At 57.9% G+C, this 19322-nt stretch carries 10 protein-coding genes; 3 read left to right on the forward strand and 7 right to left on the reverse strand.

The window, feature by feature from the left end; genetic code table 11:
* Nucleotides 1–191 precede the first annotated feature (191 nt).
* Together KVT38_RS26140 and KVT38_RS26145 are read left to right on the forward strand one after the other, a co-directional pair.
* Nucleotides 192–1238 carry a hypothetical protein gene (locus KVT38_RS26140; protein WP_217596693.1) on the forward strand — a complete coding sequence of 349 codons (1047 nt, stop codon included), beginning with the start codon at nucleotides 192–194 and terminating at the stop codon, nucleotides 1236–1238.
* Nucleotides 1239–1295: 57 nt separating this feature from the next.
* Nucleotides 1296–2582, forward strand: a complete 1287-nt coding sequence (locus KVT38_RS26145; protein WP_217596694.1) for a hypothetical protein — start codon at nucleotides 1296–1298, stop codon at nucleotides 2580–2582.
* A 736-nt stretch (nucleotides 2583–3318) separates the two neighbouring features.
* On the opposite strand, the gene KVT38_RS26150 is transcribed toward KVT38_RS26145, so the two are convergent.
* The 7 genes from KVT38_RS26150 to KVT38_RS26180 all read right to left on the reverse strand — a co-directional run bounded on the left by KVT38_RS26150 (nucleotide 3319) and on the right by KVT38_RS26180 (nucleotide 11465).
* Nucleotides 3319–4572, reverse strand: a complete 1254-nt coding sequence (locus tag KVT38_RS26150) for an efflux RND transporter periplasmic adaptor subunit (protein ID WP_217596695.1) — start codon at nucleotides 4570–4572, stop codon at nucleotides 3319–3321.
* A gap of 68 nt (nucleotides 4573–4640) precedes the next feature.
* The gene (locus tag KVT38_RS26155) at nucleotides 4641–5504 is read right to left on the reverse strand and encodes a carbohydrate ABC transporter permease (RefSeq protein ID WP_483298195.1); all 864 of its coding nucleotides are present in this window, start codon (nucleotides 5502–5504) and stop codon (nucleotides 4641–4643) included.
* Nucleotides 5505–5546: 42 nt separating this feature from the next.
* Nucleotides 5547–6428, reverse strand: coding sequence for a carbohydrate ABC transporter permease (locus tag KVT38_RS26160; protein ID WP_217596696.1), 882 nt, complete (start codon nucleotides 6426–6428; stop codon nucleotides 5547–5549).
* Nucleotides 6421–7902: an ABC transporter substrate-binding protein gene (locus KVT38_RS26165; RefSeq protein ID WP_217596697.1), complete on the reverse strand. Its 1482-nt coding sequence runs from the start codon at nucleotides 7900–7902 to the stop codon at nucleotides 6421–6423. Before KVT38_RS26165 ends, KVT38_RS26160 begins: the two co-directional genes overlap by 8 nt.
* 186 nt (nucleotides 7903–8088) lie before the next feature.
* Nucleotides 8089–9288 carry a hypothetical protein gene (locus KVT38_RS26170; protein ID WP_217596698.1) on the reverse strand — a complete coding sequence of 400 codons (1200 nt, stop codon included), beginning with the start codon at nucleotides 9286–9288 and terminating at the stop codon, nucleotides 8089–8091.
* On the reverse strand, nucleotides 9285–10763 hold the full coding sequence (locus KVT38_RS26175) for a sensor histidine kinase (protein WP_217596699.1): 1479 nt from the start codon (nucleotides 10761–10763) through the stop codon (nucleotides 9285–9287). Before KVT38_RS26175 ends, KVT38_RS26170 begins: the two co-directional genes overlap by 4 nt.
* Before the next feature lie 3 nt (nucleotides 10764–10766).
* Nucleotides 10767–11465, reverse strand: a complete 699-nt coding sequence (locus tag KVT38_RS26180) for a response regulator transcription factor (protein ID WP_217596700.1) — start codon at nucleotides 11463–11465, stop codon at nucleotides 10767–10769.
* Nucleotides 11466–11720: 255 nt separating this feature from the next.
* Between KVT38_RS26180 and KVT38_RS26185 the strand changes: the two genes are divergently transcribed.
* On the forward strand, nucleotides 11721–19283 hold the full coding sequence (locus KVT38_RS26185) for an S-layer homology domain-containing protein (protein ID WP_217596701.1): 7563 nt from the start codon (nucleotides 11721–11723) through the stop codon (nucleotides 19281–19283).
* The last annotated feature ends 39 nt before the right edge of the window (nucleotides 19284–19322 follow it).

The following is a 19322-nucleotide window of genomic DNA, read 5'->3' on the forward strand; positions in this document are numbered from 1 at the left end:
CATAATGGGTAAAACTGCACGATTTTTTTGGGTACGGTACGACGATTATTCGGGGTACTTTTACTTTACGATAGACAGGTACTCTAGATAGTGGCGTATTCTTGCAATCACCCAGCACATTCAACACTGATACATCTGATCCAGCTGCTTCGAAATCGCTATTGCTTACGGCTGAGAGCTACAAGAACAGCATGGTAAACTACATGCAGTATGTGAACAGCTTCATAACTTCTTTAAGCATTAAGGGACAAGATAGGCTTCAGGCATACATTTTGACTCTTGAAGAAGCAGGTCTTGGGTACTATTTTGAAACTGAATCTTTAGTTGCGAATATCAAAACTTACGGTACGCCAGCAGATCAGCAATGGTTGGCCAGTCAAACAGCAAGTATTGAATACCTAGCTGCCCTTAATGATGGAACAATAGGGGGTAATGGTTCGGTAGGAACTGCTTCTACTGAAGAAGAAGTCCTTACTTCGTCAAATAACTACTTGGCTATACTAGGAACATCAGTACATCAAGTGATAGCAAATTATTTTAAAAATTCACCCCAGATTAACCCGTTTGGGAACTATTCAGAATCATTTTATGCAATTCCTAACGCGCCTTTAAAACCGGACTTGGTTTATGATGACGGGAGGGATACCAATGGTAAGGATGTTTTAAACTCTACTGGTGGTGATGCAAGAATATTTGAAGTTAAACCAATATCTAACTCATTACAAAAAAACCCAGGTGCAAACTTTAATGCGACTGCACAGCTGGGACGATACGTAAATGCCTATAAAAGTTATTTTAAAAATAAAACTGTATCCAAGGGTACTTCTGCATTCTGGAACGTGCAAAATAGAGTTATTCCAGTTCCTGCGATGAATCGTATAATTATTTTATATCAATTTTCCAATCAGCCCGGAATGATTTACTATAGACTTTTTGATAGTAAAAAACAAGTAGAAGATACGTCGGGAATGGAAGTGTTTAGCCCCGTATATGGTCCTGCAGTCTCATTAAGTTATAATGGACAACAAGTTCAAGGCAAAGTAGTAGTAAGACAAAAAAATAAAAACGGAACCCTCGGAAATGTAGTTGTGGTAACTGCTCTGGTTGGTGGAGCAACTGTTGTTGTTCTTGCCACATTAATTGACGATGTTTCAGTTGTTGGGGTGGCAGATGATGCGGTTGGATTTGCAATAGCCGGTAGGATGCTACAAACCGCTATCACCAGATTGGCATTATAACACTGAAGCCCGATGCCAATTATTAATTGCATCGGGCTTCTTACTAAGGAGCGGGGTATGAGCCAAAACTCAGGTTTGATACTTGTCTATTCTGCAGCATTACCTTCAATCAAGAATTGGATCTTGGAGTCTAAACTACAAGCTTATGTATTTCCGGCAAATGGGGAATGGAATGCAATCGCATTAAAAAATGGTTTAACTATATCCTCTAAACGTGCTCAAAGCTTATCCCAATCATTAGATGCAATCGCAACTGATATTAAATATTATGAGGATTATCAATTGGAACTTTGTGTGTTCAAAAGTGGAAAGAGAATAGCTCAGTATATTTGGCAGTTGGATGAGGACCGCTCAAACCACACCAAGAAAATGCACTTGGATGTTTTAAAGTCATTTGCGTCTTATCCAGAAGCAATAGATCAAATTGAGCCGACAATGGACCACACTAAAGCACTCAAGTTTTTAAAACAAGCATTTGATTGGTGCAATTCCTTAGAATTCTTGGAATACAATTTTTTTGTTCACGCTGATAAAAAGACGCTCCTCGGGTATAAAGCTGAATTAGTGTCGAATAAACAGCCAATTATAGTGAGCAATATCATTCGGAATATTTGCGAATCGGCTCTAAAACTCAGTGGATACATTGAAGATCCCGATACCTCCGACAAACATGGTGCGGAAAGCAATTTATATTTTAAAAAAGAATATGATGCATTTTTTTACTTCATTTCCTTTCACTACGGAGAACGTGATTTCCAAATCGGTTATGGATATCCCACTAGCCAGCATCCGGAGGAAGTTTTTAAGCAAGCAAACGCTGGCCTTAAAGAAACATATGTTTATAAATCAGAAAAGGAACTGGTGGCACAATTAAAGCGCGCTCTTCATATGATTTTGGAAAAGGGCATTCCTTTTTTAGAATCGCAGAGATATGAAGTTTTTGATATCAACGAGGCGTTAAAAGAATCCGCAGATCTCTATTATAAGGAAAATGGATTTATCAGGAAACAGGTCGATCTAAACCACTGGGCTTCAGTCGGGGCCGAATTTTCTTATACGAAACAGCAATTACAAATCATCTACAAGATAGAAGCGAACCGATGTATGTTAAATATTGATCTTGATCATAACGGAGTAAGCACAAGTTTATCTGGGGTTCTTGGTGAGATGTTAGAGAAGGGCGCATTGTCCGATTATTTTAAAAGTTTTCGGGATATGAAATTAAAATGCTATTTTCTAAGTTTCCACAATAAAAGGCAATTCGTAGCTCGGTTGGAGGATACTTTTCGTTACATAGAGATAGCGCAAAACTATTTAGAGCGGCAAGATCAGCACTCTGGTTAAACGTCGTCTAAATAAAAGCGGCGCACACCCCAAAAACCTGCTATTCTTAAAAATTTGGCGTTTGATTAATACTCGAGCCATTCGGCCAATATGCTTCTTTTTTTCCGACAAGAGTGTGAAGAACACCATCGCAGAGCGGCCCAGATCACGGTAATCAGAAGTCCGTGTAGGCCCCCTACTGTAGCTGGCCTATGATCGGGCTCCACAGCCCGTGGACAACTCATCCATCTACTTTACAGCTGTCCGCTGCTCGGTCCTCTAAATAGAGCACCACAAAGCAAAAAAGGGATGAAACAGGGGCATTGTCTGCTTCATCCCTTTTTGCTTTTGATCGTTAGCTTATCGCTTGAGCAGGTTATAAGCGAGCAAAGTGAATTCAATTCTTACATTCCTGAAGTTTCGAAGTCCAAAGATGATATGGAACATGAATTTACCTTTAGAAACGTGCACATTTTCTGCTCTTTTCCTACCGTGACTGAGCGATGAAAGTACTTACTCTGAGTATCATGACAACAGCGTGACAACAAACCATGCATTTAAAGTACAAGCGGTATATATCTTCATGTTCACTCGACCGCGTCAGGACAAGGCTCAAAGCATTGTTACTTTTCTCGGGATATTTTCTATGAATTCCAGTTTCCTAAACGTGGTGTCGGATGTTCGATTCATCTCGGGGCCGCCAGTTTTATCTCACGCAAATGCCTACAGGCTGCCGGATCGCTCCGGCAGCCTGTTTTTACATTCGCACCCGCTCGCCCTCGCTCAGCGGCTCCTCGCTCTCGACGATCATCCGATCGCCTTCGAACAGGCTGCCGGAGACGGCGGACATGCCGCCGTCCGTCTCCTTGACGGAGACCGATCTGCGCGAGGCATAGTAGGCGTTGCCCAGCGGCCCCTGGCGCTCCTCGATTACGAGCACGTAGGCGCCGTCGGCGTCCCGGTGGACCGCCGCGCTCGGCACGAGCATCGTATCCGCTTCCGAGGCTTCCTTTTCGAGATGGACTTTAACCGTCTCGCCGCCACGAATCGAGGCGTCCGTCAGCTTAACGACGATCCTGTAGCCGGGAGCAGAAGCAGTTCCGGTTCCATCTTCCACATCTCCGCCTCCACTCCCCTCCGAGCCGGGCAGATCCTGCAGAATCTCCGTCACGACGCCTTCTACCGCGCGACTGCCGCCGTTTTGGACTCCATTTTGCCCTTGCACTTCGCCCTGCGTTTCACCTTGCCCTTGCAGTTCACCTTGCCCTTGCTCTTCACCTTGCACTTGCCCTTTCATCCCAACCAGCACCTCCAGCTTGTCGCCCACCGCCAGCGTCTCCGCGAGCGAGACCGGCGGACGCAGCTCGAACCGGTACCCGCGGCCGCTGCTCACCAGCAGCACGTCCGGTCCTGCCGATACGCCGGCCGTTCCGGCCAGCGCGTGCACCTCCTTCACGATCCCGTCCACGGGCGCGACGAGTTTGCCCTTCTCTGTCATGTCCGCCTGAAGCCCGGCGATCAGCTGCTGCTGCGCGGCGATGTCGATATCAGCGTTCTCTAGGTCCGCCTTCGCGCCGGCCACGTCCGCCGCGTCCCCCTCCTTCGCCGCCTGTATATACTGCTGCTGCAAAAGCCCAACCTGCAGCTGCAGCTTCTTCAGCGAAGCCTGCTGCGCTTCGATCTGCTGCCGGGCATCGCGATCGTCGTAAGTGACGAGCACCTGCCCCTGGTGAACCCGGTCGCCCTCCTTCGCCAGCACCTGCTTGACCTTCCAGCCGGCGGGATTCGGCAGGCTGAGCGTCTCGACCGGCTGGACGACCGCGGTGCCGTCGTATTGCGCCTTCACCCGGCCGCTCTGAACCGACTGGACGGCGACCTTCGGCAGCGTCAGCGCCAGCAGCGTATTGCCGAGCAGCGTCAGCGCGACGAGCAGCCCGGCGAACACGCCTGCAGCCACCCGGATACGGCGCTGGCGCAGCTTCTGCCCCGCACCCGTCGCCTCGGTATCCATCGTATCCCTCCCTTGTCATGACGCGCACAGCACGATGTCCCTGCTTTTCCACGATCCGCTTCGATCCGTTACCCTTTGATCCCCGACTGCTGGATGCCTTGGACGAAGTAGGACTCCGCGTACAAATACAGCAGGATCATCGGCGTCATATACAGCACCGACGCGGCGAATCCGACGCCGCGCGCCGCCCGGTTGATATGCGCCAGGTAGAGCGACAGCGGCTGCTTGAACGTATCCTGCAAAAAGATGAGCGGCTGCTCGACCATATTCCAGTAGTCGACGAACAGCAGCACCGTCAGCGATGCGACGCCCGGCATGACGAGCGGCAGAACGATCCTCGCGAAAATCGTCCCATGCCCCGCCCCGTCGATCTTGGCCGCCTCCGTGTAGGTGCCGGGAATGTGGAGCATGAACTGACGCAGCATGAACACGCCGAAGGCGCCGAAGATGCCCGGCAAAATAATGGACGCCTCCTTGTTCAGCAGCCCCAGCCTGTCGATCATGATATAGTTGGGCACCAGCGTCACCTGGAACGGCATCAGCATCGTCATCAGGTAGACGAGGAACAGCTTGTCCCGCCCGCGGAAGCGCAGTCTGGCGAACGCATAGGCGGACAGCGAAGCCACGGCCGTCTGACCCGCGACGATCGGCAGCACCATGCCGGCGGAATTCCAGAACATGCGCAGGAATACCGGGTTAAAAATCAGCACCTGCCCGTATTGCGACAACGTCAGCCAGTCGGGCAGAAGCTTCAGATTAATGAACAGGTCCCGCCCGCCTGCCGCGACGTCGGTCATCTCGCCGAGCAAGCCGTAGTTGGCGCCGATCTCGCGCTCGGTCATGAGCGAGTTGGTGAAGGTCAGCGCGATCGGCACCAGCGCGGCGGCGGCGAATACGACGAGGAGCACGCTCAGGCCCAACCTGGCGATCAGCTTTCTTTTCTCCAACGGCAGCCTGCCCCTCCTCTTCTCCCGTCATTCCATCCATGATCGGAACCGCTTCTCCGCCGCCAGCAGCGAGCCGGCGAGGATGACGATGCAGCCGACCATCAGCGCCGCCGCGGAGGTCAGCTTCTGAATGTCGAGCGAGAAAAACATATTGTTCATATAATGCTGAAGCATGTAGATGCGATCGTAGGGGTAGTCGCCTGCGAGCAAATACGTCTCGCGAAATACCTTAAACGAGTTGATGATGGAAATGAGAATGACGAACACGGTCGTCGGCGTTAGATAGACGAGCGTGATATGCGTCAGTTGGCGCAGGCGGCCCGCGCCCTCGATCCGCGCCGTCTCGTAATACGACTGCGGGATCGACAGCAGGCCGGCGAGAAAAAGGATCATGTCGTAGCCGACATTTTTCCAAATGTACATCGCCACGAGCGTCGGCATCGCCCAATCGGATTGGAGCCAGTCGATGCGCCCATAGCCGAGGCCGTGCAGCCAGGCGTTGAGACTGCCGTTCCAGTCGAGGAAGATCTGCCAGATGGCGACGACGGAGGCGACCGGCACGACGAGCGGCAGCACGAAAGCGGTCTGCAGCCATCTGCGCAAAAACAGCGGCCGGCTGAGCAGCAGCGCGAGGCCGAGCGACAGCACGATCAGCAGCGGCACGCTGATGCCCGTGAACAGAAGCGTGTTGACCGCCGCCTTGCGGAACGAGCCGCTCGCGAGCAGCGACTCGTAGTTGGCCAGTCCGACGAAGTGGCCGCCGATCGTCCTGTCCGTCAGCGAGTACCACAGCCCCATCGCGAACGGGACTAGATAGAACAGCGCGAAGCCCGCGGCGCCCGGCGCCAGGAACAGCAATGCCGCCGCCCCGTCGCCTCCGCGCCATCGGCCCCGCAGCCGCCTATTCATTTAGATAAGTCGTCACTTTGTTCTGAATCAGCTTCGCGACGGCTTCCGCGGATTTTTGACCGGTAAAAAAGGCTTTGCTCTCTTCGCTGATGATATCGTCGATCTTGGTCGACTGGCCGACCGGATGCACCGCCGCCGTCACGATGCCGTCGAGCAGATCCAGATACGCTTCATTCACCTTGAAGGGCTCGGTTTCGGCAGGGCCGTTCTTGTAGCCGGGCACCTCCCCTTCGTCGCGCAGCTTCTGAATCTCCTTGTCGTAGGCGACTCTGCTGATCGGGAATCCCGTATGCCCCAGCGAGATATCGGGATCGGCGGCGCCCTGCTCGGACAGCAGAAACTTGAGAAAGTCCCACGCCTGCTCCTTGACGGGCGAGGCGGCATTGATTCCCATCGTCTGGTTCGCCATGAAATAACCGCCCGGTCCCATCTCCTTCGCATGTGGCTTCGTGTAAACATGGGTATTGCCGTCATATTGATCCATCAACAATAAGAACTCCATGGGCGAGGGGATTTGCGTGCTTTGGAAATAGGTATTGATCTTGGGATTATCCGCCTTCGATTCGTTCCGGAAATTCGCCTTCATTAGATCGATCACGACACCGTCGTCGAACAGCTGCTTGACCTGCGTCATCAACCCGGCGAAGGCCGGCGAATCGAAGCTTGCGCGGCGGCCCGCCTCGTCGACGAATTGCGCGTACCGCTCGCCTACGAGCTCCGACAGCATATAGTCCGGCGTGTTGGCCAGCGCATGCGGGTGGGTGCCCTTCTGGATCAGCCGCTGCGCCGACTCGGCAAACTCGTCCCAGGTCCAGTCGCCATCCTGCACGCCGCCGTCCTTGTCGATCGCGGCTTTGTCGCCGATGAGGGCGACCGGATAGAAGGACAGCGGCATCGCATACAGCCCGCCCTCGATCTGCATATGGTCCAGCACGTTAACGAAGTAGTCCGCCTTATTAAAAGCCGCATCCCGATTCATCCAGTCGCCGAGATCGGCCAGCAAACCCCGACCCACCAGTTTCTCCCGCGGCAGCAGGTCCAGCTCCATGACGTCCGGGCCCTTGCCGGACAGCAGCGCCGTGTTCGTCGTTGAGACATACTTCTCGATATTGGCAATCTGCGAATCGAGGTCTTTGAATTCCGTCTGGGCGGCCTGCAGCTCTACCGTCACGTTCGGATGCGCCTGCTCGTATTTCTTGACCGCCTGCTTCAGCTGCTCGCTCGGCTCGAACGAGGCCACGACAAGCTTGACCGGTCCGGTCGGCAGCTTGATCTCTTCTCGCTCGACCGCCGGCGCCTCCGTACCCGCGCCCTCGCCATCCGCAGGCGCCCCCGTTTGCTGCGCGCCTGTGGAAGATCCGCTTGTTGCGCTCGTGCCGCTTGGCGAACTGCCGGCATTCCCGCCGTTTCCGCTGCAAGCGGAGAGACATAGCAGCAACACGCAGAGTGCTGCGATCCATCCTGTTCTTTTCATCGCCATCCACCTTCCGATAATGAGCGTACGCCGGAGTCGATCCGTATTCCCGCCGCCCGTCCAATGTAATACACGGATGTGGCTATCTCTTCGCCGACTTGTGAACAAATTGTCTCCGAACGAAAAAAATCCGTGAACGCTGCCGGATACGGCAGCCGCTTCACGGATGGGGAGACAGGAGAAAAGCTAGCGGAGTTGCAGCACGAACGAGGCATATCTGCCGTCGATATCTTCGGCCGGCACCGGAAGCGGACGCTCCTTCGTATACGGCGGCTTCGTCCCTTCGAGGAGCAGCATGTCGCTGCCCGGACTCCAGGCCAGTAGCACAGGGACGAGCCCTTGATAGACGACAGCTTCATTCAGCACGTTGTTGCCCTGCAGTCTTCCGGCCACGACCGTATCGTCGCTGCGGGAGAAGGCGATCGTCTGCTTGTCCGCCGACAGGCAGAACAGCCCCGTCCCTTCCGCGAGCACGGTCAGCGCGCCATTGCGGACGTCGTAGCCGAACAACGTGTCGTCGGCGCCTGCGAAGACGATCTGGCTGTCATTGACCCAGTCGGCCGACCCGGCGTCGGCGAGCGGATGCACATAGCGGCTCTCGAAGGCGCTGCCGACTCTCTCCGCGAGCATGACATAGCTTCGGCTCTCGCTTAACTGCCCAGCCTGGCTCTTCTCGTCGTCCTGGTAGACGATCAGCGCCTTCGCCTTGTCATTGGACAGCTTGACCGTCACGATCGTGGCCGAAGACGACGTGTCGCCAGTCCATGCATAGCTTGCCGTGCCGCCTGTCTGCGCGTCATAGATCTCGATGCGGTCGGCGCTCGCGCCGCGATCCCGAACGCCGTACGCCACGTATCGGCTATTGTCCGACCAGGTGAACGGATACTTGCGCCATTTGAGCGCTTCGTACGGAATCGCCGCGACTTCGCGGCCGTCGTCGGAGGCGAGCAACTTCAATGTATAAGCGTCCCCTTTGGCGTCTTCAGCTTTGGCCATGCCAAGCAGTCGACGGCCGTCCGGCGACAGTCCCAACGGCATGATGTAGGGGTCGCTTAGCGCGACCGTGTCGCGATACGGGGCCGAGAGCGCTACAAAGCCGTGTTCGGCATCGTTGGCATAGCCGATCAGCCGTCCGTCCGCCGCCCAGCCGAGCGGATAACCGGCTGACTGCTCTCCGAACGAGACCTTGAAGATCGACTGCACCTCGAACGTCGAGTCCGCGCCGTCCGTCGCCGCAGCCGTGGCCGCCGCGTCGGGGATGACGACCGTCTCCGAGCGGAGACGGCTCGCACAGCCCGCCTGCAGGGCGAACGCCGCCGCCACCGCGAGCGCGAGCGCCCCGCCGCGCAGCGCTTTTCCCACCTTGCGCCATGTTGCAGGTCTCATCGCCCGAACATCCCCCTCTCCTCGGCAAAGGGCAGCTCGACGCGCACCGTCGTTAACCTGCCGATGCTGCCACCGCTCTGAATCTGAATCGTGCCGGCGTGCCGCCCGACGATCGCACGGCTGATGCTGAGACCCAGCCCGACGCTGCCGGTCTCCCCCGAGCCGGCTTCGCCCCGGTAGAACGGCTCGAAGATCCGCGCCAGCTGCGCGTCCCCGATCGGCTCGCCGATGCTGCCGATCCGGCAGCGAACCGTCCCCGCCTCCCGCTCCGCCTGAACGTCGATCTTCGTTCCCGCGTCGCCGTACTTGATCGCATTGTCGATCAAATTGATGAACAGCTGCCGCAGCTGATCCGCATCGCCTTCGACGAACAGCCCGTCGTCCGCCGCGCACGCGATCGCCTTCCCGTAGCGCTCCGCCTTAAAGGCCATCGATTCGCACACGTCCCGCAGCAGCCGGGCCGCGTCGAGCCGTTCAAGCTCGTCCGCCCGCGGCTCGGCCCGGGGATTCGACTGCTCCAGCAGATGCACGACCAGCTCGTGCAGGCGGCGGCTCTCCTGAACGATATGGTCCATGCCCTTGGCAAAGAAGGCCGGATCGTCCGTCCCGTTCGACCGGATCATCTCGGCATAGCCGATGATCGACGTCAGCGGCGTCTTCAGCTCGTGCGTGACATTGTCGAAAAACTGCTTGCGCTGCGCATGAAGCGCCTTCAGCCGGTCGCGATCCGACTCGATCGTCGCGATCTGACCCCGGATTTTCCCGATCATTGTATTGAAGTTGTCGGCCAGCCGGCCGACTTCATCCCGCCGTCGGATCGCGAGATTGACGTCGAGATCGCCGTCCGTCACCTGGGACGAAGCTTTGGTCAGCTTGACGATCGGCACGGTGACGTGGCGCGACAGCAGGTAGGCGAACAGGAAGGCGGCGGCGAAGACGGCCAGCGCGATATAATAGAGGGAATCGAGAATGCGGCGGCTCTGCTCGTAAAGCGGGGAGTAGTCCTTGGCAAAGCGCAGGATGCCGACCTTCTTGCCGTCCACGACGACCGGATAGGCGTACAGCACCGCGGCCGTGCCGTGTTCGTAGGATACCGAGTACGCCGTCTCGCCGCCGACGGCATGCCGCAGATCGTCGGCCGTCCCCCCGGAGAACGCCGCCTTGTCGGATGCGTACAACAGCTCGCCTGCCGACGAATAAGTACTGACGGCGTTCGAGGTGGCGTGGCGCAAATCGCCGACCATCTCCTCCGCCATCTGCGCGAAGTAAATCTCGTCGCTTGCGTAATGATTGATGAGGAACGCCTGCCGGACGTACACGCCGCTGTTGTTTTTGAGGCCGATCAGATCGTCCGTTATAATCTTGCGGTTGCCCGACGCGATGATGCCTGCGATGATCTGGTTCAGCAGCAGGAACGAGACGCAGAAAATAACGAAGAAGCCGACGGCGAACTTGGTGCGGATCGTCCGGAACATGCGCTAATCCTCCCGCTTCTCGAACTTGTAGCCGATGCCGAAGACGGTCGTGATCCAGTCGCCGGCGTCCAGCTTCTTGCGAAGCCGCAGCACATGCGTGTCCACCGTCCGCGTATCGCCCGCAAAATCATAGCCCCACACCAGATCCAGCAGCTCCGCGCGTGTGAAAATTTTGCCGCGGCGGCCGTGCAGCGTCATCAGCAGGTCGAACTCCTTGGGCGTCAGCTCGACCGTCTCCCCGCCTTTGCGCACAAGCCGCTCGCCGACGGCGATCTCCACGTCGCCGAAGCGGACGGCCGCAGCTTCCCCGGGCTCCTCCGTCGCACGGTTCGACTGCGCCATCCGGCGTAAAATCGTTCGGATGCGGGCTACGACCTCCCGCATGTCGAACGGCTTCGTCATATAGTCGTCCGCCCCGAACTCGAGGCCCAACACCTTGTCCGTAATATCCGACCTCGCCGTCAGCATCAGGATCGGAAGGTTGCGCTCCGCCGTCATGCGCCGGCAGAGATCGAGCCCGCTCATGTCGGGCAGCATCCAATCGAGCAGGAGCAAGTCCGGTTCGAACCGCTCCGCCTCCCGCAGCGCCTCAGCGCCTGTCCTTGCCGTCTGCGTGCGGAAGCCTTCCCTTCCCAGCCCGTATGCCAGCAGATCGGCGATCGCCGCTTCGTCTTCGACAATCAAAATTTTGGTCCCGTTCATACTCGCGTCCTCGCCCGTCCGTTTTTTCTTATTTTAACCGATCGCGGTCCGGCTTGCCTGCCGGACGATCCGACGAAGCCGTCTTCGGGCGCCCGCCCGGCCCGTCGCGCGCCGTTCTTATGACTTTCATGACAACAATTCATGACGGAGTCATGCCGAGTTTAGGTACGTCGTTCCTGACGTACGCGGAGCCGTCCATGAGATGATGACAGGAATACTGCGATACGTGTCAGTATCTGAAGAGGAGGAATACGCGTGGGACGGGCTTGGAGAAAGATGCGGACCCTTGCGGTTGTTGTCTTTGCCCTATCGATTCTGCTCAACGGCAACTTGAATGCATTGGCCGCGCCGGAGGCGCTGGAGGCGGACCGATCGGCGTTCGATGCGTTAGAGCTGTCACGGCCGGTCAGCTTGACGGAACAATCGGTTACTCATACGGTGAAGGTCGCCGAGGTGGAGACGCCCGCAAGCGGCGACAGCCTTCCGCCTGTAGACCCGACGTCGCTTGGCGTCGCTGCCGCGGCGGACTGGAGTCAAGGCGAAGTCCACTTACGATGGGAATTGGCAGCATACAACGAGATCGAGATTCGTTGGGACGCATTGACGATTCCCGACCCCAAGGATCGCAATCAGCGGATCCCTGCGGAGGGGGTCGACCATTATGAGCTGAAATGGAAGGTCGGAGGAACGTGGGAGACCTTAAAGGTAACGGAGGATGACTTCTACTTCCTCCATACCGGGCTGCCCGAGGCGAGCTTTGCGGACTACAAACTTTATGTCTACGACGAAACGGGCGGCAGCGTAGACTTCTTGTTCAGCGGAGCGACGAATCATAAGAGCGAACGGCCCATCCTCTCCGGCGCCGAACTCGGCTTGTACGATGAGACCGTCAGCGCGGACAGCTCCGCGGTCGTCTTCATGGCGAGCGGCCAAAATCCCGGGCTTCCCGGCTCCGAGGACGGCAAGACCGGCTTGTATCTTTATCGCCCGGCGGGGAACGGGAGCATCGTGCGGCTGGATGACGCCGCATCCGATATGGGCGGAGCGGGCTCGGCGCTTGCGATCAGCCGCGACGGTAGATATGTCGCTTACCCGAAGGGAAGATACGATACGGGGTATGGACTGTATCGCTTCGATACGGTTGCCGGCACCAGTCAACTGGTCGCTCCGCTAGGCCCGACCGGCTTCGATACCGTCGGCATGAGCGGAGACGGGGGCAAGCTGGTATTCGACTCCTCCTCGACCGACCTTGTGCAGGGGGATACGAACGAGGTGAAGGACGTTTTCTTGTACGACTTTGCGCTGCCCGAAGCCGACCGACTGCGCCGGATCAGCCTGACCGCGGACGGCGGGCAGGCGCAGGATGACAGCATACAGCCGGCGATCAGCGCGGACGGACGTTATGTCGCGTTCGTATCCGAGGCGTGGGAATACGTGCCGGACAAGGACGACAGCGGCACGGACCGCAGCCGGCTTTACCTCTATGACATGCAGACCGTGACGCACCTCGAGATCGTGGACGAAGAGACCGATTCTGCCACCTTCTTCTGGCCTTCTTTATCCGACGACGGCAGTAAAATCAGCTATCTGAACGAGTACAACAGACGCAAGGTCCGCGTCGGCGTGTACGACCGGACCCAGTCCGCGGAGATCTGGCATTTGGGCACCATCAACAACATTTCAATGGGTGTCCCGAAGCTGACGAGCGACGGGAATTATGTCTATGTCAAGCTGCACAACGCAGACATTTATTCCCCGGCTGAGCCTTATCGATCGCGCGCTTACGTACGTTACGATATTCGCGAGGAAAATACGTACAGCTACGTCGGCAGGCCGTTGATCGACAGCTCGCTCAGTCTGAGCGAGGACGGAACGAAAGGCGTTTTTGCCTATAGCCGCTATCCGAATCCGGATGACGAAGAACATTCGAGCGAACCTCAAGGCATTCACCTTCGCTACGTATGCCTGGCCTCCTGCTCGGACACGCCGCCGCCCGGGGATGCGGTGACCAAAGCGAGCATCGAGCTGCCGCAGCAGGTGAACGGCGCCGTTCCGATGAACGGCCCGGTGGTCATTCGCGCCTTGGCGCAGCCGAATCTACAGCTGCAAGCGAGCGTTGCCTACAAGTTATCGGGGCAGGACGACAGCCTGACTGCCACCGTACCGCTTGTCGCCGCCTCCGACGAGCCGCGCGCTTACCGGGCGGACTGGACGGTGCCGGCCGGCGCGCGCGAGATCGTGTCCGTGCGCGTGCAACCGAAGGACAAACCCGAGAATGGGAAGACAGCCGACGGCGTACCGGTAGAAGTCGCGGGTTCGCTGAAGGTGAAGCTGACCACGGCGGACGCCGCTCAGCTGAAGGGCGCTCGCGTGAGTCTGTGGAGCCCGACTGCCAAGCTTGGCGGATCGTCGGCCTTTCCGGAAATGCTGGAGACCGCGATCGCGGCGAAGGCGGCGGCCGACTATACGCTGCGCGTTGTCGACGCCGATGGACGGCTGCTCAAGGAGACGACCGGCATCGAAGTGAAGGCCGGGGAACAAAGCGAGCTGTCCGTCGCTGTCGTGCCTGCCGCGCAGCTCGTCGTTGTGGCAGTCGACGAGCGAGGACTTCCCGTTGGGAATGTGCGGGTGGAAATCCGCAGCAATGACACCGGTGAGCTCCTGTACGGCGGCAAAACCACCGGAGACGGACGTCTGGCGATTGCGGGCACCTACTTAGCCGGACAGCAGGTGGAGATGCGGGTATCCGCTCCCGCTCCCTACCAATCCCCTGCTCCGCAGACGGTTACACTGAAGGCGGGGGGGCAGGAACGCGAGATCAAGCTGGTCAATCTCGACTTCGGGACGTTGAAGGGAACCGCGATCGTCGGCGGCAAGCCAGTTGCCGGCGTAACCGTCAAGCTGCTGGCGGATTATGGCGGCGTAATCAGCAAAAACGTCACGGATGCACAAGGTCGCTATCAGCTGCGGGCACCGGCGGGCAAGTACACAGCGATAGGCGAGCGAACGGATGCACCGCCTTTGTATATGAGCAAGGATCTGTCGGTCACGCTTCAAGCAGGAAAAACGGAAACGCTTGAGATCCCGCTCAACAATCAAGGCTTCGGGCGGATCAAGCTGGATGCGAAGGTACAGCGTGTGGACGGCAGACTGGAGCCGGTTGCCATTACGGACTGGAGATCGGCCGTTCACTACCAATTAAAAGCGAGTGCCGTCAATGCCGCGCAAGGATACCGTCTGGATGCCGTCGACGAGCGTGGCATCCCCGTATACGGGACGCCTGGCGATATTTACAAGATTTGCGCCGACGGCGTACAGGCTGGATTGAGCGGGGCTTGCGCAGAAGTCACTTTGAACGACGCCAGGGAAGCCGTTGCAGCGCTTGTCTTGAAGGAAGCCGCGAGAATATCGGGCAAAGTCGCCAATTACACGCCGTCTACCTTGGGCTTCTTGATGTATCGTGAGAATGGAAGCGCCTCTTGGGGCTACAGTCACAGCTTTTCCTTCAGCGACCAAGGCGAATACAATCTTTCTATTCCCACCCCCGGACAGTATCGTCTCAACATCTATGACAACGGAGGGAGATCGTATCAATCGGAAGGCGCTGTCGCGCAAGATCAATGGCTGCGGCTCCCCCCCGTCACGATGAGCTCCGAGGCCTCGAGGTTCGCGGAGAAGCCCGGCAACGGCTATATGCAGAGCGAGCTCCGCTCAGTGCCCGGAGGAACGGCGACTTTGCAGGCGGCCTATCGGCTTGACGGGACTGATGCAGTCGATAACGCCGTATTGATCGTCTCCGTCCCGGCCGGCGCCTCCTTGATGACGGACAGCGTGATGTTAAACCGGACGCAAGTCGCTGCTGCCGATGCGGGCGGCGGGGAGTATGCGATCGAGCTCGGTCGTCTGGAGCCGGGAGCGCAAGGCTCGGTGTCCTATCGCGTTGCTCTCGACGAAGCTGTCCCGGATGAATCGCTGCACCAGGTTTTTATCCGTTACAGCAAGCCGCAGGGCGGCGGCACGAACCAAGAGACGATCGGATCCGCCTATGTCCGCACCGCCGATATTACGCTGGAGGCGCCGGAGACGGCGAGTCAGCGGTCGTTCACGGTCAGCGGTCGCGCCCCGTCCGGCAAGCGGGTGCTGGTATACGCCGATCGGGCGCTTGTCGGCAGCGGGCTGGCGACTGCGGGGGGCTTATGGTCTGCCCCGATCGAGCTGCCCGAGAGGGCGCCTGGTCTGGTCTGGCAGAAGCAAGCTGTGTACCGTCTGACCGCCAAGATCGAAGAGGAGAGCGGTTATGCCGAGTCTCGCCCTTCGCTCGTCAAATTTGATCCCGATGCGCCGGCTATTGGCGAAATATCGATGTATCAGGAGGGAGGACGGAAGGCCGTGTTTAACCCGGCGAACGGTATATCCCTTTTCCCGTTCGTCATCGTGCCAGGTCACCCGATTTTCATCGACATGCACATTTCGCATGCCGAGCGGATCAGTAATCCGACCGTCTCGATCGGCAGGCAAACGGCTGAGCTGACGGAAAAAGAACCTGGGCAATTCGAAGCGGTTATCATTCCCCAATATAATGTGGGGGCTGGCGTATTCGTCAGCTACGACACGGCGCCTGCGGAATATCAGGCCAGAACGGAGGAACCGACCGAGGAACAATGGGAGGCGCAGCAAGCCGCACTGGCCGCCGATTGGGGGCCGGTCGAGGGCAGCATCTTATCAAGCACGGACGGGCCGGACCCCGATGCGACGTATACGCCGACGTACAAGGTCGTGTTCCCGGACAAAGACCATACGGAGGCGAACGTCCGAATGAGTCTTAAAGCCGAGAAGCTCGGAGGCGCCGCCGTTCCGTACCGCGGCTTCACGCCTTACCTGGACTCGACGGGCGTGCTGACTATTAAGGGCAGTATCTCCCGCGCCGCCTTGACACAGGATCAACGGCACGAGCTGGCTGCACTGTCGCCCAAGCTGCAGACGCTCGCAGATCCGCAGGACCCGTTGTCGACCGATTATCTCGGGATCGCCATCTCCGTTTCCTTCCCGAAGGCAACGGCGGAATTCGCGGATAAATTCAATAAGACATACGGCGTATTGAATAGTCTGAAAAGCTATGTCAGCGACACGATGGACTTTATAAATTTCGCCGACCAGCTGCTGCAATTCCAAGACTACGTCATTCAAAACGAATGCCACACGCCGAGCGTCAATTATTTCATAAACCGGACCAATGCGATGTTCGATTTGGCCAGCACCGGTCTGCTCGCCAAGAACACGCTCACCGGCATTGGACTCGTTGCGGGGTTTGTCACGGACAAGCTGCCGTCATGGGCGACAGGCTCCGCTTCCTTGTATATGACGATGGTCAACGACGCCATAGGGAGCAGTTGGACCAAGGGTCTGAAAGAATTGAAAGAAGAATTCGAGGAAAACAAGGAATGGCGCGACAAAATGGCTGCAGCCGGCGCCATCGAGCGCTGCAACAAAAAGCCGAAGGATGAGGAGGAGCCGCAGAAAAAGGTGGCCGATCCGGTATGGATCTGGGACCCTAGCGGTTACGTCTATGAAGCCGTGACCGGCAACCGGGTCGAAGGCGTGAAGGCGACGCTGCTGCAGGAGGATCCGGCGCATCCGGGCGAATGGAGACAATGGGATGCCGACTGGTACGGTCAGACCAACCCGCTGATCAGCGACGAGCTGGGCAAGTACGGCTGGGACGTGCCGGAGGGAAGATGGCGGGTTATGTTCTCCAAGGAGGGGTATCTGCCTGCGCAAAGCGAGGATCTGACCGTGCTCCCGCCCCACTTTGACGTCAATGTCGCCATGGTGTCGCTGGAGGCTCCGGTTCCGACTGCAGGCCAAGCTGTTGCCGGTAAACCGATCGGCCTCGCGTTCAGCAAATATATGGTCGCAAATACGGTCGTATCCGGCGGTGTTATCGTGGAAAATGCCGCAGGGGATCAAGTAAGCGGCCATATGGAAGCCGTCGATCCGCAGACGGACGAGGCCGGCCAGACGCTTGCCCGCAGCTTCCGCTTCGTGCCTGAAGAACCGGCGGCCGAGGGGGAAACCTACCGGATGCGCGTGCTGGCGCACGTTCAAACCTACGCGCATGTCGGGATGGATATGGAACGGGCATTTGATCTGACCGTACTGCCCGCCGATACCCCCGTACAGGAAGCTGCAAGCGGTTTGAAGGCGATCGCCGGTCAGCGCGAGCTGCTGGCGGAATGGAAGAGGCAAGGCAGCCCCGATGCCAAGCAGTATCGGCTGACCGCCACGCCGCAAGGCCGTTCAGGCTGCGAGCCGGTTGCGGCGGAGATCGGCTTGGACCGCAGCAGCGCCTCGTTCACCGGACTGTGCCCGGGAACGGAATACGTGCTGCGATTGACCTCGGTAGATTTCAACGGCGCGGAATCTGCCGGAATCGGCGCGACCGCGATTACGAAGGCAGTGGCGGAGCTGCAGGCCGATACGACGCCGCCGGGCGAGCCTGCGAATGCCTCGGCCCACTGGGATAACGGCCCGTTGATTGTGACCTGGACGGACCCCGCCGATGCGGACCTGCACCATGTCGAAGTATCCTATAGAGTCAAGGGCACGGAGGAGTTCGGCAAAGCGCTGTATGCCGCCAAGGGCGAGCAGCAGATCCGCTTGGCAGGGCTCGAAGCCGGCAAAACGTATGAAATTATGCTGCGTTCGTTCGACCAGCGGCTGAATGGTTCGACTGGCGTCGTTATAGACGGCCAAACTTCGGAGCCGGGGGGCAACCCTGGCGGCAATCCGGGTGGAAATCCGGGCGGTGATCCGGCGGATCCGCTGCTGACCGAGATCGACCTGGACGCTTCGAAGGGCGAGCATTCGCTGTTCGAGGGCGCACTGCGGCTCACCTACCCGGCCGGCGTCTACAAGGAGCCGCACAAGCTGAAAATCAAGCAGCTGCCGATCGGCTCGTACCTGCACGCATCCGGCTTGATCCCGCTCAGTCCGGCGTTCTCGCTGACCTTGGATCAATCCGCGGCTACGCCTGCGAAGCCGACCGCGCTGCAGATCAAGTACGATCCCGCGCTTCTGAAAGGCCAAGATGCGCGTAAATTGGGCGTGTATCGGCAGGACCCGGCTAATCCGGCGAACTGGATCTATGTCGGCGGCATCGTAAAAGCTAGTGCATCGACGGTTCTGGCGGAGATATCCGAATGGGGCATGTACGCCGTCTTCCTCCGCGATATCACGTTCGGCGATATACAGCGGCACTGGAGCCGTCCGGAGGTGGAAGTGCTGGCGAGCCGCGGCCTGCTGTCGGGCGTTGCGCCTGGAACATTCGAGCCGAACCGCCAGTTGACGCGGGCAGAAGCGGTCAAGCTGCTGGTCTCGCTGATGCGGACTTCCGGCAAGCTGCCGGAACCGCCTGCGGGAAGCGTTGGCGCAGCGTTTATGGATGTGCGGAACGATTCGTGGTACGCGGCCGACGTCATACTGGCCAGCCGCCTCGGCCTCGTTCAAGGAGCGGGGGGGCGTTTCCGGCCGAACGATCCGATGACCCGCGAAGAGCTTGCCGCTATCGTGTATAGAACCGCGATCTGGCGCTCCGAGGAACAATCCGCGAATGACGATGCCTGGATGTCGGGATACAAGGACGCCGATTCCGTAGCAACGTGGGCAATTCCAGGTATGCGGGCCGCTGTCTCGGATGGCTGGCTGAGGGGGCGCACTGCATCCATGCTCGTTCCAAAAGCCCATATCACGCGTGCCGAAGCCGCCGTCATCCTATATCGCCTTTTGGATGGGGCAGGTTTGATCGAGGATCAAAATTAAGCTTTCATAGAGAAAAGAAACCGTCAGGGGAATGCAAAT

Origin of the sequence: Cohnella sp. GbtcB17 (assembly GCF_019091135.1) — a bacterium.
Lineage (GTDB): Bacteria > Bacillota > Bacilli > Paenibacillales > Paenibacillaceae > Cohnella.

Bases quoted from the DNA above. Each gene is read 5' to 3' on its own strand.
- KVT38_RS26140 (WP_217596693.1), top strand. From the start codon at position 192: ATGGTAAACTACATGCAGTATGTGAACAGCTTCATAACTTCTTTAAGC.
- KVT38_RS26145 (WP_217596694.1), top strand. From the start codon at position 1,296: ATGAGCCAAAACTCAGGTTTGATACTTGTCTATTCTGCAGCATTACCT.
- KVT38_RS26150 (WP_217596695.1), bottom strand. From the start codon at position 4,572: ATGGATACCGAGGCGACGGGTGCGGGGCAGAAGCTGCGCCAGCGCCGT.
- KVT38_RS26160 (WP_217596696.1), bottom strand. From the start codon at position 6,428: ATGAATAGGCGGCTGCGGGGCCGATGGCGCGGAGGCGACGGGGCGGCG.
- KVT38_RS26165 (WP_217596697.1), bottom strand. From the start codon at position 7,902: ATGAAAAGAACAGGATGGATCGCAGCACTCTGCGTGTTGCTGCTATGT.
- KVT38_RS26170 (WP_217596698.1), bottom strand. From the start codon at position 9,288: ATGAGACCTGCAACATGGCGCAAGGTGGGAAAAGCGCTGCGCGGCGGG.
- KVT38_RS26175 (WP_217596699.1), bottom strand. From the start codon at position 10,763: ATGTTCCGGACGATCCGCACCAAGTTCGCCGTCGGCTTCTTCGTTATT.
- KVT38_RS26180 (WP_217596700.1), bottom strand. From the start codon at position 11,465: ATGAACGGGACCAAAATTTTGATTGTCGAAGACGAAGCGGCGATCGCC.